A 13523-nucleotide genomic window follows, 5' to 3' on the forward strand; every position below is an offset into this window, starting at 1 on the left:
TCTGGTGGTTTTTATAAATCCCACACCCACGGTCAGGGTATGCAGACCCACGTCGTGCCCGTCGGGTTCGACTACGACCGGATGATCGCCCCCCTCATCCGGGACCAGTTCGACGTCGACCGCGTGATCCTCTTGGAGGGCGCCGTCGGCAGCGAGGCCAACGTCGAGTACTCGCGGAACATCGCGCGCAAGCTCGAACAGGACTTCCGGAACCTCCTCGGCGCCGAGACCGTCCGCGAGCGGTTGGACGACGTGTACGACTACGACGCCGCCTTCGAGCGCGCCTTCGACCTGATCAACGCGGAGCTGGACCGCGACGACGGCGGCGACGCGGCGGGCGACGAGGCGGGCGCAGAGGACGTGGGGGATGCGGACGACCCGCCCGCCGGCGACCGCGAGGTGTGGGTGAACCTCTGTTCGATGCCTCGGCCGGTCTCGTTCGCGTTCGCGACCGCCGCGCACTCGATCATGGTCGAGCGACAGGCGGACCGCGACCGCATCCACACCTACTACACGGCCCCCGAGAAGTACTTAGAGACCGAGCTGGCGGAGGAGCTGCGCGAGACGCGGGAGCTCCTGCGGGACCTCGACGCCGGGAGCGAGGCGCCGACGGAGGCGGGCGTCGACCCCGACCGCGTCGCCGACCGCCTGGCGAGCACCACCGATCTCCTCGCGGAGTTCGACGAGCGCGGCACCACCATCGGCGCAAAGCGCATCGGCGACCGCCACGTGATCGAGCTGCCGGTCGCCTCCTTCCAGAACGTCAAGCCGTTCGAGGAGCTGGTGCTGTTCACGCTCGGCGAGCACGGCGAGTTCGAGTCGGTCTCGGAGCTGGCGGAGACGCTCGCGGCCGAACTCAACGAGGAGTACACGGAGTCGTTCCGCTCGAAGGTGATCTACAACGTCGACCGGCTCGGCCCCGGCGGGAAGGGGTACATCGAGCGCGAGGAGCACGGGAAGTCCTACCGGACGAGCCTCTCGCGGATCGGGGAGCTGTGGGTCCGCGCGCACGCCGACGAGGACCGAGACTACCGGGACCCGGCGTGAACGGGCCCTGACGAGTCGGTGGCGTAGCTATCGAGTACTGGCAGCTGATCGGCGACGAACACCGTCGAAGCCCCAGTCGCGAGAATTCGCGCGACTCGCTGTGCTCCTCACTCGGTCGCTCCGCTCCCTCGGTCCGGTGCTTGTGTCGCCGTGCCTCGTTCTCGCGACTGCCCCTTCGAGTCCCGCCCCGCACCGCACAGCGACCGCCGGAAGACGGTCCTGCTCGCTCACTCCGTTCGCTGCGCGGGCTGCGACTCCCGGCCTCCCCCTCGCTCCCGTCGGTCGCTCGCAGGACCACGGCCTCGCGCCTCCCCAGCCTCGTCGCTGCCGGCCTCGCTCCGCTTCGGCCCCCAGCGACTCCCTCGCACGCGCTCCTCGCGGCCGCCGCGGGCGGCCGCTCGGAGGCGCGCGCCACCGCACTGGACTTCGGCGCTCGATTATCAGCCGTCGACTGTCTCGACCCGCCCGTTTATCAGGGTGGAACCGGGAGCGTTAGGGGATGAGTTCGGGGGGCAGTTCCGACGCGAGCGGGTCGAACGGTCGCGGGGGCGGCGACGGCGAGAGCGGCGCGAACGAGTTCGACTTCGCGGCGCCCGCGACCGACCAGTCGTTCGAGAACGCGCTCGCGAAGGCCCGCGACGGCGCCCGGCTGACGGTCGACGACGCGACGGAACTGCTCGCCACGGGCACGGACCGCGAGGGGATCGACCCCGTCCGCAAGGAGGCCGTGCTGGAGGTGGCCGACCGGCGCCGGGCCGAGGAGGTCGGCGACGAGGTCACCTTCGTCGCCAACCTCAACAACAACGTCACCACGGCGTGTAACACGGGCTGTCTGTTCTGTAACTTCAAGGACACCGCGCACGCCTTCGAGGCCGACAGCGACGTCGAACACGCGGGGTTCACCAAGCCGCCCGCGGAGTCGCGCGCGGTCGTCGAGGACGCCCTCGACATGGGGGTCTACGAGGTGTGCTCCGTTTCGGGGCTCCACCCGGCGTTCGCGCTGAACGAGGAGCACCACGAGGTACTCGCCGCGCACGACGACCCCGCGAGCGAGGCGAACTACAAGCCGCCCGAGGCGTACGCGACCGACCCGGGCACCTACGTCGAACAGATGGCGGCGATGTCGGTCGGCGGCGTCCACCTCCACTCGATGACCCCGGAGGAGGCGTACCACGCCAAGCGCGGCACCGACTGGGCGTACGAGTCCGTCTACCGCGAGTTGGCCGACGCCGGCCTCGACTCCGCGCCGGGCACCGCCGCCGAGATTCTCGTCGACGAGGTCCGCGACGTGATCTGCCCGGGGAAGATCCGCACGGACGACTGGGTGGCCGCGATGGAGGGCGCGGCCGCCGCCGGCCTCGACGTCACCTCGACGATGATGTACGGCCACGTCGAGACGGTCGCGCACCGCGCGCAGCACCTGGAGGTGATCCGCGACCTCCAGGACCGGACGGGCGCGATCACCGAGTTCGTCCCGCTGTCCTTCATCCACCGGAACACCCCGCTCTACCGGCGCGGCGTCGTCGACTCCGGGCCCTCGCGCGCCGAGGACGAGCTGGTGGTCGCGGTCGCGCGGCTCTTCCTCGACAACGTCGACCACGTACAGGCCTCGTGGGTGAAGTCGGGCGACGCCCACGGGCTGAAGCTGCTCAACTGCGGCGCCGACGACTTCATGGGCACCATCCTCTCGGAGGAGATCACCAGCCGCGCGGGCGGCGAGTACGGCGAGTACCGCTCGTTCGACGACTACGTCGAGATGATAACGGCGATCGGTCGGACGCCCGTCGAGCGCTCGACGGACTACCGCACCCGCCGCCGGATCGATCCCGACAACGGCCCGCACGGCCCGCGGCTTGGCCCGCGCGCCGACGGGACGCCGATGCTCCCGGACGGCCCGTCCGGCGGCGAGGGGACCGGGAGCGACGCGACCGGGACGCCGCCCGCCGACGCCGACGACTGAGCGCTCGGAGCGACCCCGCTCGGCTAGTTCCTCGCCGAACGTGTTCCCCCGACCGCCGGCGACTCCCAGCGAGTGGGAACCCGCGGTATCCCCTTTATCGTGGTACACGTCACCACGTGTGAGATGGCCCGACCCGACGCGCAGTCCGTCGACCGTCCGGAGAACGCCGCCGAAGACGGGAGCGGCGACGAGCGGATCGACCCGGACCGCCCGTCGCTCACGCGCTCCGACGAACGGCTGCTCTCGTACCTCGCCGACGTGGGCGCAGACTACCAGGCGTTCATCGCCGGGAACACGGGCCTGTACGCCGACCACGTCGAGTCGCGGCTGACCGCGCTCGCGGACGCCGGGCTCGTCGAGCGCGTCTCCGGCGAGGCGGTCTACCGCGTCACCGAGGCGGGACGGGCGGCGCTCCGCGAGGACTGCCCGCGCTGGTCGGACTGAGAGAGCGACGAGGTTCCCGCGCGGCGCCGCGCCCGTCTACCGCCCGAGCTCCTCGTGGGCCGACGAGAGGTGGCGCGACCCGAGCGCCGCGAGCAGGTTGAGCTCGCCGGCGAGCGCGCAGGCCGCGATCGACTCCGCGAGCGCGTCGGCGTTGCTCCCGGCCGGGTCGCCGCCGCCCGCGACCCCGAGGATCTCCAGGCTGGCCTGCTGCGTCGGCAGCTTCGTCCCGCCGCCGACCGTCCCCACTTCGAGGCTCGCCAGCGAGACGGAGACGTAGAGGTCGCCGTCGGCGGTCGTCTCGGCGGTCGTGATCGCGTTCGCCCCCTCGACGACCTGCGCCTCGTCCTGCCCGGTGGCGAGGAACATCGCCGCGACCGCGTTGGCGACGTGCGCGTTGAAGCCGAGCGCGCCCGCCTTCGCGGAGCCGACGAGGTTCTTCCGCGTGTTGATCTCCTCGATCGACTCCGGCGTCGTGCGGAGCCGCTCCTCGACGACCGCGCGCGGGATCGTCGCGTCCGCGACGACCGACCGCCCGCGCCCCTCGACGGCGTTGATCGCGGCCGGCTTCTTGTCGGAACAGAGGTTCCCCGAGAGCGCGACGAGCGAGGCGTCCGTCTCCGCCTCGATCACGTCGCAGGCCTCCCGCGTCGCGATGGTGACCATGTTCATCCCCATCGCGTCCTTCGTGTCGTAGCGGAACCGGCAGAAGACGCTGTTGCCGACGACGTACGGCGTCACGTCGAGCAGCTCGCCGTGGCTCGTCGTCGCCTCCGCGGCCTCGGCGAGCGCGGGCTCGTTGTCGCGGACCCAGTCGACGAGCGCCTCGGCCTCGGCGACGTCCGCGACCCGGAAGACGGGCGCGCGGGTCATCCCGCTCTTCGTCACCCGCGCCGTCGCGCCGCCGGCGTCCTCGATCACGGAGCAGCCGCGGTTGATCGACGCGACCAAGGCACCCTCGGTGGTCGCGAGGGGGAGGTAGCGCTCGCCCGAGGCGGCGCCGCCGTCGATCGTCACCGGGCCGGCGACGCCGACGGGGACCTGGACGCCCCCGAGCGTGTTCTCGATGTTCGAGCCGTGGACCGCGTCGGCGTCGAAGGCGTACTCGCCGAGCGGGTCGAGGTCGGCGTCGGTCGCCTCCGCGACGAGCAGCCGGCGCGCGGCGGTCGCGACGTCGGCGTCGGCGTGGTCTTCCAGCTCGTGGAAGCGGAGGTCGCCGTCGCGGACCCGGGCCGCGAGGTCCGCGGGAGTCGGTTGCGACATGGCGGCCACTCCTCGCGGCGGGCGCTAATTACTGTCGGTTCGGCCGGCTTCGAGGGGGAGAGACGGCGGGCGGAACGCGGCCGCCTACCGGCCGACGAACCCGGAGAGGCGCTCCCGGAGCGACTCGCCGCCGAGCTTGAGGTAGTAGGCGTCGCCGCCGTCCTCGTAGTAGTCGTCGATGCGGCGGATGACCTCGAAGCCGAGGTGCTCGTAGAAGCCGAGCGCCCGCCGGTTCGTCGTGCGGGCGTGGCAGGTGACCGACCGGTGGTTCGCCGCGACGTCGGCGATCAGCCGCTCGGCGTGGCCGCGGCCGCGGTGGTCGGGGTGAACGGCGAGAAAGAGGATGTAGCCGTCGCGCCGGACGGAGGCGAACGCGACGAGCCGGTCGTTCTCCACGAGCAGGTGGGCGGTCGACCGGCGGTAGGCGTCGACGAAGAAGCCGCGTCGCTGTCGGAGGACGCCCTCCGCGGACCGAATTCGCTCCTTGAGCTCCCACGCGGCGGTCGCGTAGTCGGACTCGCCGGGCGGGTCGGTCCGCTTTTCGACGTTGACGCTCACTGCGATGACCTAACACGTGGACGGAATATAACTCCACCGCCAGCGGGGACCGTTGCGAGCGGCTACGGCCGGCCAACGCTCCGCGATCCGACCGTAAGCGACCGTCAGGGCCGCGTCGGAACCGCAGGCGCGACGTGTCCGCGTCGGGACAGAAAACCTTTGTCGCGGTCGCGCGTGGTCGGTAGTAATGGCTATCCAGTCGTCGGGCATGGAGCGCATCCGACGGGCGTTCCTGACCGGCGTCGCCGTCGTCGTCCCCGCCGTCATCACGCTCGTCGTCCTGGCGTTCGCGTTCAACGCGGTGTACAACTACCTCGACCTGTTCTCGACGGCGGTCGTCACCGTATCGCCCGACGTGCCGCTGCCGCTGATCGGGTCCATCCCGCGGGAGCTCGCGATCGAGATCGCGGCGCCGGTGGTGTTCGTGGGCGTGATCATCCTGCTCGGCGCCGGCGTCGAGTCGTCGCGGTACGGAGAGCGCGCCGTCGACCAGGTCGACGACCTCGTCGAGCGGGTGCCGGGGATCGGTTCCGTCTACCAGGGGTTCCGGCAGATGAGCGACGCCATGTTGGAGTCGGACGGCGGGAACTTCCGCGAAGTCGTCCTCGTCGAGTTCCCGACCGAGGAGACCTACACCCTCGCGTTCATCACGAGCGAGACCCCGGCCGTCATCGCGGACCACGCCGACACGGAGGACGACGGGATGCGGACCGTGTTCATGCCGATGGCGCCGAACCCGGTGATGGGCGGCCACGTCGTCTTCGTCCCGGAGCGCCGGATCGTCGACGTCGAGCTGACCGTCGACGAGGGGATCCGCGCACTGGTGACGAGCGGCGTCGCCTTGGAAGAGGTCGCCGCCGACCTCGACGACGTGGATCCGGACGACCTCCACGCCGGGGCGCCCGAGCGGACCGTCGACGCCCGGTTCCCGGCCGACGAGCGCCCCGACACCGCCCACGAGCCGCGCGAGGAGGAGGGCAAAGGCAGCGACGAGACGTACCGCCCGGCGGAAGACGGGTCGCGAGAGGCGGTCGAGGGCAGCGGCCCCGGCGCCGGTGAGGACGACGGCCTCAGCGCTGACGAGGACGACGCCCCGAGCGCCGCCGACAGCGACCTCGGCGACGCGGCCGGGCGCAACCGCGGCTCCGGCCGATGAGCTACGCCCTCCGCGAGCACACGGCCGACGTGGCCGTGGAGGCGACCGCCGACACGCTTTCGGGGCTGTTCGCGGCGGTCGCCGACGGGCTCGCGGCCGCCAGCGCGGAGTCGGTCCCGGCCGCCGGCGAGCGGTTCGACCTCGACGTCGCCGCCGAGAGCCGCGAGGCCCTGCTGTTCGACTACCTCGACCGCCTGATCTACGAGCGGGACGTGCGGCTCGTTTTACCGGCCGACCACCGGTGTACGGTGATCGAGCCGGAGTCCGTCGACGCTGCGGACGACGACGCCGCGGACGCGGACGAGTGGCGGCTCACGGGGAGCGCGCGCGGCGTCCCCCTCGACGCGGTGGCGGCCCGCGAGATCAAGGCGGTCACCTACTCCGAGATGGCGCTCGAACGGCGCGGCGACGGGTGGTACGCGTACGTCGTGTTCGACGTGTGAAGCCGCCCCGTGGGGCGTGACAAACCGTTATGTCTGTCGAGTACATTGTTACCGTATGTCACGCACAGGGCTGCGCGACGGGACGGGACCGGACGGCACTGGTCGACGCTGGCGCGCGGGGGCGAGTTCGGGGCTCGTCGCCGGCGCGGCGATGGGGGCCGTGTTACACGCCGGCCTCGGGCTCATGCCGACGATCGGCGCGCTGGTCGGCGTCGAGACGGTCGTCGGCGGGTGGGCCGTCCACCTGTTCAACAGCACGCTGTTCGGCGCGCTGTTCGTCGCCGTCTTCGACCGGTCGTTCTTCGCCGACCTCCGCGGAGACGTGGGCGGGTGCCTGTCGCTCGGCGTCATCCACTCGGCGCTGCTCGGCGTGATCACCGGCGGGCTCCTGTTGCCGGCCGCCATCGCCATCGAGGGGGCCACGTCGCTGCCGGTGCCGACCCTGCCGGTCCCCGGCCTCACCGCGAGCTTCGAGTTCGGCGTCGTCATCGCGGTCGCGCACCTCGTGTACGGGGTCGTCCTGGGGCGGGCGTTCGCCGCGTTCACCCTCGCGGAGGGCGCGATCGACTGGCGCCCGCCCGACCCCGCGAACCGGTAGCCGGCTCGTCAGCGCCCGGGCGACGTCGCGGCGGCCCGCCGGCGACCGCCTGACGCAACGCCCTTGGCGCCCCGCGTCGAAGTGGCGCGCATGACAGCGCGCGAGTTCGACGGGATCCGGCTTGAGAAGGTGCGCGAGCACGTCTGGGAGATCCCTCGCGAGGGCGAGATGAACGTCCCCGCGCGGGTCCTCGCCAGCGAGTCGCTGCTGGAGGCGATCGGCGACGACGACTCGCTCCGGCAGCTGAAGAACGCGACGCACCTGCCCGGCGTCGTCGAGCCCGCGATCTGTATGCCCGACGGCCACCAGGGGTACGGCTTCCCCGTCGGCGGCGTCGGCGCGATCGACGCCCGGACCGGCTGTATCTCGCCCGGAGCGGTCGGCTACGACATCAACTGCGGCGTCCGGATGGTGCGGACGAACCTCGCCTACGACGACGTGCGCGGCCGCGAGGAGGAGCTGGTCGACGCGCTGTTCGAGGCGATCCCCTCGGGGCTCGGCGGGGGCGGCGTGATCGACGGCACCGCCGACGCCGTCGAGGGCGCGCTCGAACGCGGCGTCGAGTGGGCGGTCGAGGCGGGGTACGGGATCGAGAGCGACCTCGCGCGCTGCGAGGACGAGGGGCGGCGCCCCGACGCGCGCCCGGAGTACGTCTCCCAGAAGGCGATGGACCGCGGGCGCAACCAGATGGGGTCGCTCGGCTCGGGCAACCACTTCCTAGAGGTCCAGCGCGTCACCGACGTGTTCCGCGCGGACGTGGCCGAGTCCTACGGGCTGACGGAGGACGGGATCGTCGTCCTGATCCACTGCGGGAGCCGCGGGCTCGGCCACCAGACGTGTAACGACTACCTGCGCCGGATCGAGCAGGAGCACGGCGACCTCCTCGACGAGCTCCCGGACAAGGAGCTGGCGGCCGCGCCCGCCGGGTCCGAGCTGGCCGACGAGTACTACGGCGCGATGGGCGCGTGCATCAACTTCGCGTGGGTGAACCGCCAGCTGATCACCCACCAGACGCGCGAGACGTTCGGCGAGGTGTTCGACGCGGACCCGATCGACGACCTCGGGATGGAACTGCTGTACGACGTGGCGCACAACATCGCGAAGAAGGAGACCCACGAGGTCGGCGTCGACGCCGAGGGGCGCCCCGCCGTCGGCGACGCGGCCGTCGACCGCGCGGAGCGCCAGCTGTACGTCCACCGCAAGGGCGCGACGCGGGCGTTCCCCGCGGGGAACGAGGACGTGCCCGAGGCGTACCGCGGCGTGGGCCAGCCCGTCATCATCCCCGGCAGCATGGGCGCCGGGTCGTACGTGCTCCGCGGCGGCGACGAGTCGATGTCGGTGTCGTTCGGCTCGACCGCCCACGGCGCCGGCCGCCTGATGAGCCGGACGCAGGCGAAACAGGAGTTCTGGGGCGGCGACGTCCAAGACGACCTCGAAGACGGCCAGCGGATCTACGTGAAGGCCCAGTCCGGCGCCACCATCGCGGAGGAGGCCCCGGGCGTGTACAAGGACATCGACGAGGTGATCCGCGTCAGCGACGAGCTGGGGATCGGCGACAAGGTTGCGCGGACGTTCCCCGTCTGTAACATCAAGGGGTAACCGACCCGCCCGTCGGCCCGGCGGCGGCCGGCGAGTCAGCGCTCCCGCCTCGCCTCCCGGCCGAGGTGTTCCTCGACGGCGTCGACCTTCTCCGCGGCGGTCCCGTCGCTCGCCCGCTTGTCGTCGACCTTGAGGAACGTCGACACGCGGTCGCCGTCGACCGCGTCGTGGGCGGCCGCCGCGGCCGCAAAGAGCGTCTCCGCGTCGTCGGCCTCGATCACCGTGCCCATCGGGTTCGTCTCGTAGCTCACGTCGAAGTCGTCGAGCGCGGCGACGGCCGCCGCCACCTCCGCGGCCATGCTCTCCTCGATCACCGGCGCGACGCTCAGCATCGCGATCGCTGTCATGACAGTGCGTGCGTCGCGGGGCCACTTAAGCAGTCGCGCGGGCCGGCCCGCGGTCGCGGGCGAGCCCGACCGCCCGCCTATTCGAGCGCGTCGCGCAGGAAGGAGAGCTGGTGCCCGACCGCGCCCTCGAAGTCGTCGCCGAGCACCGAGAAGTGGTCGGCGGGCATCGTGACGACGGTCCCGCGCGAGAGGCGCTCGCCGGCGGCCGCGACCGCGTCGGCGTCGACGATCGCGTCGTCGGTCCCCGCGAGCAGCAGCGCGGGGGCGTCGACCTCGTCGAGCCGCGTCACGGGTCGGTAGCCGACGAGGCCGAGCAGCGACCGCGCGGGCGTCTCGTTGCGCCACGCCGACTCGCGGTCGACGAGGTCGATGTACTTGCGCTCCGCTCCCGGCTCGGTGATCGCGGCGCGCTCCTCCGGGTCGCCGACGATCGGCACGGTGCGGCCGCGACCGACCCGGTGGCCGAGCAGGTCGCGGAGCCCGGCGGCGCCGGACCGGAGGAGGTAGCGCCCGCCGCGCCGCAGGGCGATGGCGCGCCCGTCGAGCATCGGGACGAGGCCGACCACGGCGTCGACGTCGCGGCGCTCCGCGGCGAGCGTGAGGACGTGCGCGGCCGACAGCGACGCCCCCCAGAGCACGAGGTCGTCGCCCGCGTCGTCGACGCGCTTCGCGCGGTCGATCGCGGCCGCGTACGCGTCGCGCTGGCGGTCCAGGTCGACGAGCTGGGAGTCGCCGTCGGACGCGCCGAACTCGGGGTGGTCGAAGAGGAGCGCGGCGTAGCCCGCGTCCGCGAACCGCTCCGCGACGGCGGGGTAGCCGAAGCTCCGCTCCGCGCCGAGCCCCGGGGCCATCACGACGACCGGGGGGTCGTCCGCGTCGCCGCCCGGCAGGTACAGCGTCCCGCGGCAGGTCGCGCCGTCGACGTCGAACGCGACCGCGCGGGTGGCGAACCGCTCGCGGGCCGGGCGCGCGAGGCGGCGCTGCGCGCGGTTGACCGGCCTGCGTCGGGTCACCGGTCCGCCTCCTGCCCGTCCGCGTCGGCGTCCGCCGCGTCCGACGAGCCCTCGCCCCCGTCACCGGGCTCGTGGCTGAGCGTCTCCAGCACGCGCGACGAGAACTCGGTCTCGGATATCTCGTAGCCGATGAGCGCCTCGAACCACTCGGCCTCCGCGTGCCACGTCCCGAGGACGTCGCCGGGCGAGCGGACCACCGTTCCCTCGACCCGGACGGGGTCCCACTCGTCGGCTTCGGCCTCGTCGATGAGCGCGTTGAGCGCGCGCCCGATCTCGCCGCGGTGGACCTCGCGGCCGGGGAACGCGGTCATGTACGTCAGCTCCAGCGGATCGCCCCCGTCGATCGATTCGACGCTGACGCCGTAGCTCCTGAGCTCCGGCTCCAGATCGGTCGTCCCCTCGTCGCCGGTCATACCCGACCCGTCGGCGGGACGGGATAAATCGGTACCGGCACGCGGCGGCGACGCGTCTGGGGGAACGGCGTCGGCAGAAAGCCGCGGACGGGGGGACGGCCGCCGAGTGGCGGCCGCGGGTGGGTTGTCAGAGGCACACGATTGTCCCGCGCGGCCAGGCGGCAATACTCCGCGAAGCGATATAAACGCTCGGGCCGGGTACCATTTATGCGGCTCCCGTCCCTGTGTCCGGTTACATGCTCACCGCGGCCGCGACGGCGCTGACGCGAACCGACGACACCGCGGGCGTCGTCCTCGTCGGCGGGTCCGTGACGCTGTTGGGGTGGATCCTCACGCCCCTGTGGCTCGCCGGCGTCCTCTTCGTCAGCCCCGCCGTCGCCGTCGCGGCCCCGGTCGCGCTCGCGCCGTCGCTCGTGGCGCGCGGCTACCTCGTCCGGGTGACGCGGGCGGCGATCCAGCCCGGCGACGCCGCCGGCGCGCCGTCGCTCGTCGCCTGGGGAGAACTGGCCAGGGACGGCCTCAAGTCGGCGCTGCTGTCCGCGGCGCTGCTCGCGCCTCTCGCGGGCGGGCTCGCGGTCGCGGGCGGCGCCGTCGCCGCACTCGTCGCGGGCCCCGTCGAGCCGGGGGCGACCGCGACGGCCGTCGAGTCGGCGCTCGGACCGAACGGGCCGGCCGCAGTCGCCGTCGTCGCCGCCGCCGGCGTCCTCGCGCTCGTCGGCGCGTACCTGGTCGCGTTCGCGTACGTCCGCCCCGCGGCGCTCGCCGCGTTCGCCGCGTCCGGCCGCCTCCGGGACGGGCTCGACCCGCGAACGGTGGCCGGCGTCGCCGCGACGGGGCCGTACGCGACCGGCTGGACGCTGGCCGTCGGGGCGCTCGCGGTCGGGTACGCCGTCGCGGCGCCGACGGTTCCGCTCGTCGTCGGCGTCGCGGTCGCCTTCCTCGCTCGGATCGTCGCGCACGACCTCTACGGCCGGGGCGCGGCCGAGAGCCTGACCGAGGAGACGGAGGCGACGACGGCGGCGACCGCGACGCGGCGGCCGGTCGACGCGGCGCCCGACGCCGCGCGCTCGGGCGACGAGGCGGGAGCCGGCAGCGGATCGGGCCCGAGCGTCGGTCCGGCCGGCGACGGGCCGCCGGCTCCCGTGGTGTCGGGGGACGGCGGACGACCGATGCGGAGCGAGCCGCCGGCCGCGGTTCAGGTCGGCCGCGGCGTTTCTGTCGCTGACGAGAGCGACGAGTCTGCCGACACCGACCCGACCCGCGCGGACGAGGCGGGCGGCGCTGACGCCGATCCGACCGGCGGCTTCGAGTGGGGGCCGGCGCTGTCCGACGCGGAAGACAAGAGTTGATACGGGCGCGAGCGAACGCCCGGGCATGCGCATCTCCGAGCGGGGGTACGGCGAGGAGGGCCGGGAACGGCTCACGCTGGTCCCCGAGAACGTGGACGACCTCTGGCACCTCGCGCACGTCCTCGAACCCGGGGACCTGGTTGAGGGCGACACCACCCGGCGGATCCAGCGGAACGACGACCAGATGCGGGACACCGGCGGGCAGCGCGAGCACATCTTCGTCACGCTGGAGGTCGAGGACGTGGAGTTCGCGCGGTTCGCCAACCGGCTCCGCGTCGGCGGCGTCATCGTCGGCTGCTCGCGCGAGGACCAGCTCAACGCCCACCACACGCTCAACGTCGAAGAGCACGACGAGATAACCGTCGAGAAGCACTTCAAGCCGGACCAGACGGAGCGGTTGGAGGAGGCGACCGAGGCCGCGGAGAACCCCGACGTGGCCATCGCCACCGTCGAGGAGGGCGCCGCCTACGTCCACACCGTCCAGCAGTACGGCACGGAGGAGTACGCCTCGTTCACGAAGCCGACGGGGAAAGGCGAGTTCTCGCGGCCGCGCGAGGAGCTGTTCGCGGAGCTCGGCGAGGCGCTCGCGCACCTCGACGCCGACGCCGTGATCCTGGCCGGGCCGGGGTTCACCAAGCAGGACGCGCGCGACTACATCGAGGAGGAGTACCGCGACCTCGCAGACCGGCTCACAACGGTCGACACCTCCGCGGCGGGCGACCGCGGCGTCCACGAGGTCCTCAAGCGCGGCGCGGTCGACGAGGTCCAGAAGGAGACCCGCATCTCGAAGGAGGCGAGCCTCATCGACGACCTGACCGAGAACATCGCGAAAGGCGAGAAGGCGACGTACGGCCCGGACGACACCGCCGAGGCCGCCGAGTTCGGCGCGGTCGAGACGCTGCTCGTCGTCGACGAGCGCCTCCGCACCGAGCGACAGGGCGACGGCGACTGGGACATCGACGTGAACGCGGTGATCGAGTCGGTCGAGCGGCAGGGCGGCGACGTGGTCGTCTTCTCCTCGGAGTTCGCGCCCGGCGAGCAGCTCGCCAACCTCGGCGGCATCGCCGCGATCTTACGCTACCGGCTCCAGTGAACGGCTGACGGTCGAAGTGCGGCGGCGCGTGCCTGCGAGCGGCCGCCACCGGCGGTCGCGAGGAGCACGCGCGAGGGAGTCGGTGGCGGTCGAGCGAAGTGAAGACCGCCAGCGACGAGGCTGGGGAGGTGTGAGGTGCCGTGCGGGGCGGGAATCGAAGGGGCAGCCGCGAGGCGGGCGCAGGTGACGCAAGGACCGCAACGAGGGAGCGAGGCGACCGAGTGAGGGCCGCAGCGAACGTGC

General features: G+C 72.7%; 13 protein-coding genes and 1 pseudogene. 9 read left to right on the forward strand and 5 right to left on the reverse strand.

Going from position 1 to position 13523, the window contains the following annotated elements; translation table 11 throughout:
* Positions 1 to 39 precede the first annotated feature (39 nt).
* The 3 genes from DVK06_RS06890 to DVK06_RS06900 all read left to right on the forward strand — a co-directional run bounded on the left by DVK06_RS06890 (position 40) and on the right by DVK06_RS06900 (position 3451).
* Positions 40 to 1047, forward strand: coding sequence for a DUF6293 family protein (locus DVK06_RS06890; protein ID WP_053770938.1), 1008 nt, complete (start codon positions 40 to 42; stop codon positions 1045 to 1047).
* Positions 1048 to 1546: 499 nt separating this feature from the next.
* Positions 1547 to 3007, forward strand: a complete 1461-nt coding sequence (gene cofH, locus DVK06_RS06895; RefSeq protein ID WP_121599769.1) for a 7,8-didemethyl-8-hydroxy-5-deazariboflavin synthase subunit CofH — start codon at positions 1547 to 1549, stop codon at positions 3005 to 3007.
* Between the two features lie 123 nt (positions 3008 to 3130).
* Positions 3131 to 3451, forward strand: a complete 321-nt coding sequence (locus DVK06_RS06900) for a DUF2250 domain-containing protein (protein ID WP_121599770.1) — start codon at positions 3131 to 3133, stop codon at positions 3449 to 3451.
* 36 nt (positions 3452 to 3487) lie between these two features.
* Here the strand turns inward: DVK06_RS06900 and hmgA are convergent, their stop codons facing one another.
* Both hmgA and DVK06_RS06910 read right to left on the reverse strand, forming a co-directional pair.
* Positions 3488 to 4711, reverse strand: a complete 1224-nt coding sequence (gene hmgA / locus DVK06_RS06905) for a hydroxymethylglutaryl-CoA reductase (NADPH) (protein WP_053770935.1) — start codon at positions 4709 to 4711, stop codon at positions 3488 to 3490.
* Positions 4712 to 4795: 84 nt separating this feature from the next.
* Positions 4796 to 5269, reverse strand: coding sequence for an N-acetyltransferase (locus tag DVK06_RS06910; RefSeq protein WP_053770934.1), 474 nt, complete (start codon positions 5267 to 5269; stop codon positions 4796 to 4798).
* Between the two features lie 187 nt (positions 5270 to 5456).
* Between DVK06_RS06910 and DVK06_RS06915 the strand changes: the two are divergent.
* The 4 genes and pseudogenes from DVK06_RS06915 to DVK06_RS06930 form a co-directional block, all read left to right on the forward strand.
* Positions 5457 to 6263, forward strand: a pseudogene (locus DVK06_RS06915) (DUF502 domain-containing protein); the annotation flags it as partial.
* A 158-nt stretch (positions 6264 to 6421) separates the two neighbouring features.
* Entirely contained in the window at positions 6422 to 6868 is a 447-nt protein-coding gene (locus DVK06_RS06920; RefSeq protein WP_121599772.1) for an archease, read from the forward strand.
* A gap of 55 nt (positions 6869 to 6923) precedes the next feature.
* A complete protein-coding gene (locus DVK06_RS06925) occupies positions 6924 to 7466 on the forward strand; it encodes a hypothetical protein (protein ID WP_121599773.1) in 543 nt (180 codons plus the stop codon).
* Between the two features lie 90 nt (positions 7467 to 7556).
* Positions 7557 to 9065: an RtcB family protein gene (locus DVK06_RS06930; RefSeq protein ID WP_121599774.1), complete on the forward strand. Its 1509-nt coding sequence runs from the start codon at positions 7557 to 7559 to the stop codon at positions 9063 to 9065.
* Between the two features lie 35 nt (positions 9066 to 9100).
* Here DVK06_RS06930 and DVK06_RS06935 read toward each other — a convergent pair whose 3' ends face one another.
* From DVK06_RS06935 to DVK06_RS06945, 3 genes are all read right to left on the reverse strand, one after another.
* Positions 9101 to 9412, reverse strand: coding sequence for a thiamine-binding protein (locus DVK06_RS06935; protein WP_121599775.1), 312 nt, complete (start codon positions 9410 to 9412; stop codon positions 9101 to 9103).
* Between the two features lie 77 nt (positions 9413 to 9489).
* Positions 9490 to 10425: an alpha/beta hydrolase gene (locus DVK06_RS06940; RefSeq protein WP_121599776.1), complete on the reverse strand. Its 936-nt coding sequence runs from the start codon at positions 10423 to 10425 to the stop codon at positions 9490 to 9492.
* Positions 10422 to 10838 carry a hypothetical protein gene (locus tag DVK06_RS06945; RefSeq protein ID WP_121599777.1) on the reverse strand — a complete coding sequence of 139 codons (417 nt, stop codon included), beginning with the start codon at positions 10836 to 10838 and terminating at the stop codon, positions 10422 to 10424. The genes DVK06_RS06940 and DVK06_RS06945 overlap by 4 nt, the downstream gene beginning before the upstream one ends.
* Before the next feature lie 236 nt (positions 10839 to 11074).
* On the opposite strand from DVK06_RS06945, the gene DVK06_RS06950 reads away from it, so the two are divergent.
* Both DVK06_RS06950 and DVK06_RS06955 read left to right on the forward strand, forming a co-directional pair.
* Entirely contained in the window at positions 11075 to 12187 is a 1113-nt protein-coding gene (locus DVK06_RS06950) for a DUF4013 domain-containing protein (protein ID WP_053770927.1), read from the forward strand.
* Between the two features lie 25 nt (positions 12188 to 12212).
* On the forward strand, positions 12213 to 13280 hold the full coding sequence (locus DVK06_RS06955; RefSeq protein ID WP_053770926.1) for an mRNA surveillance protein pelota: 1068 nt from the start codon (positions 12213 to 12215) through the stop codon (positions 13278 to 13280).
* Positions 13281 to 13523 lie beyond the last annotated feature (243 nt).

This window comes from Halorubrum sp. Atlit-28R (assembly GCF_003665955.1).
Taxonomy (GTDB): Archaea; Halobacteriota; Halobacteria; order Halobacteriales; family Haloferacaceae; genus Halorubrum; species Halorubrum tropicale.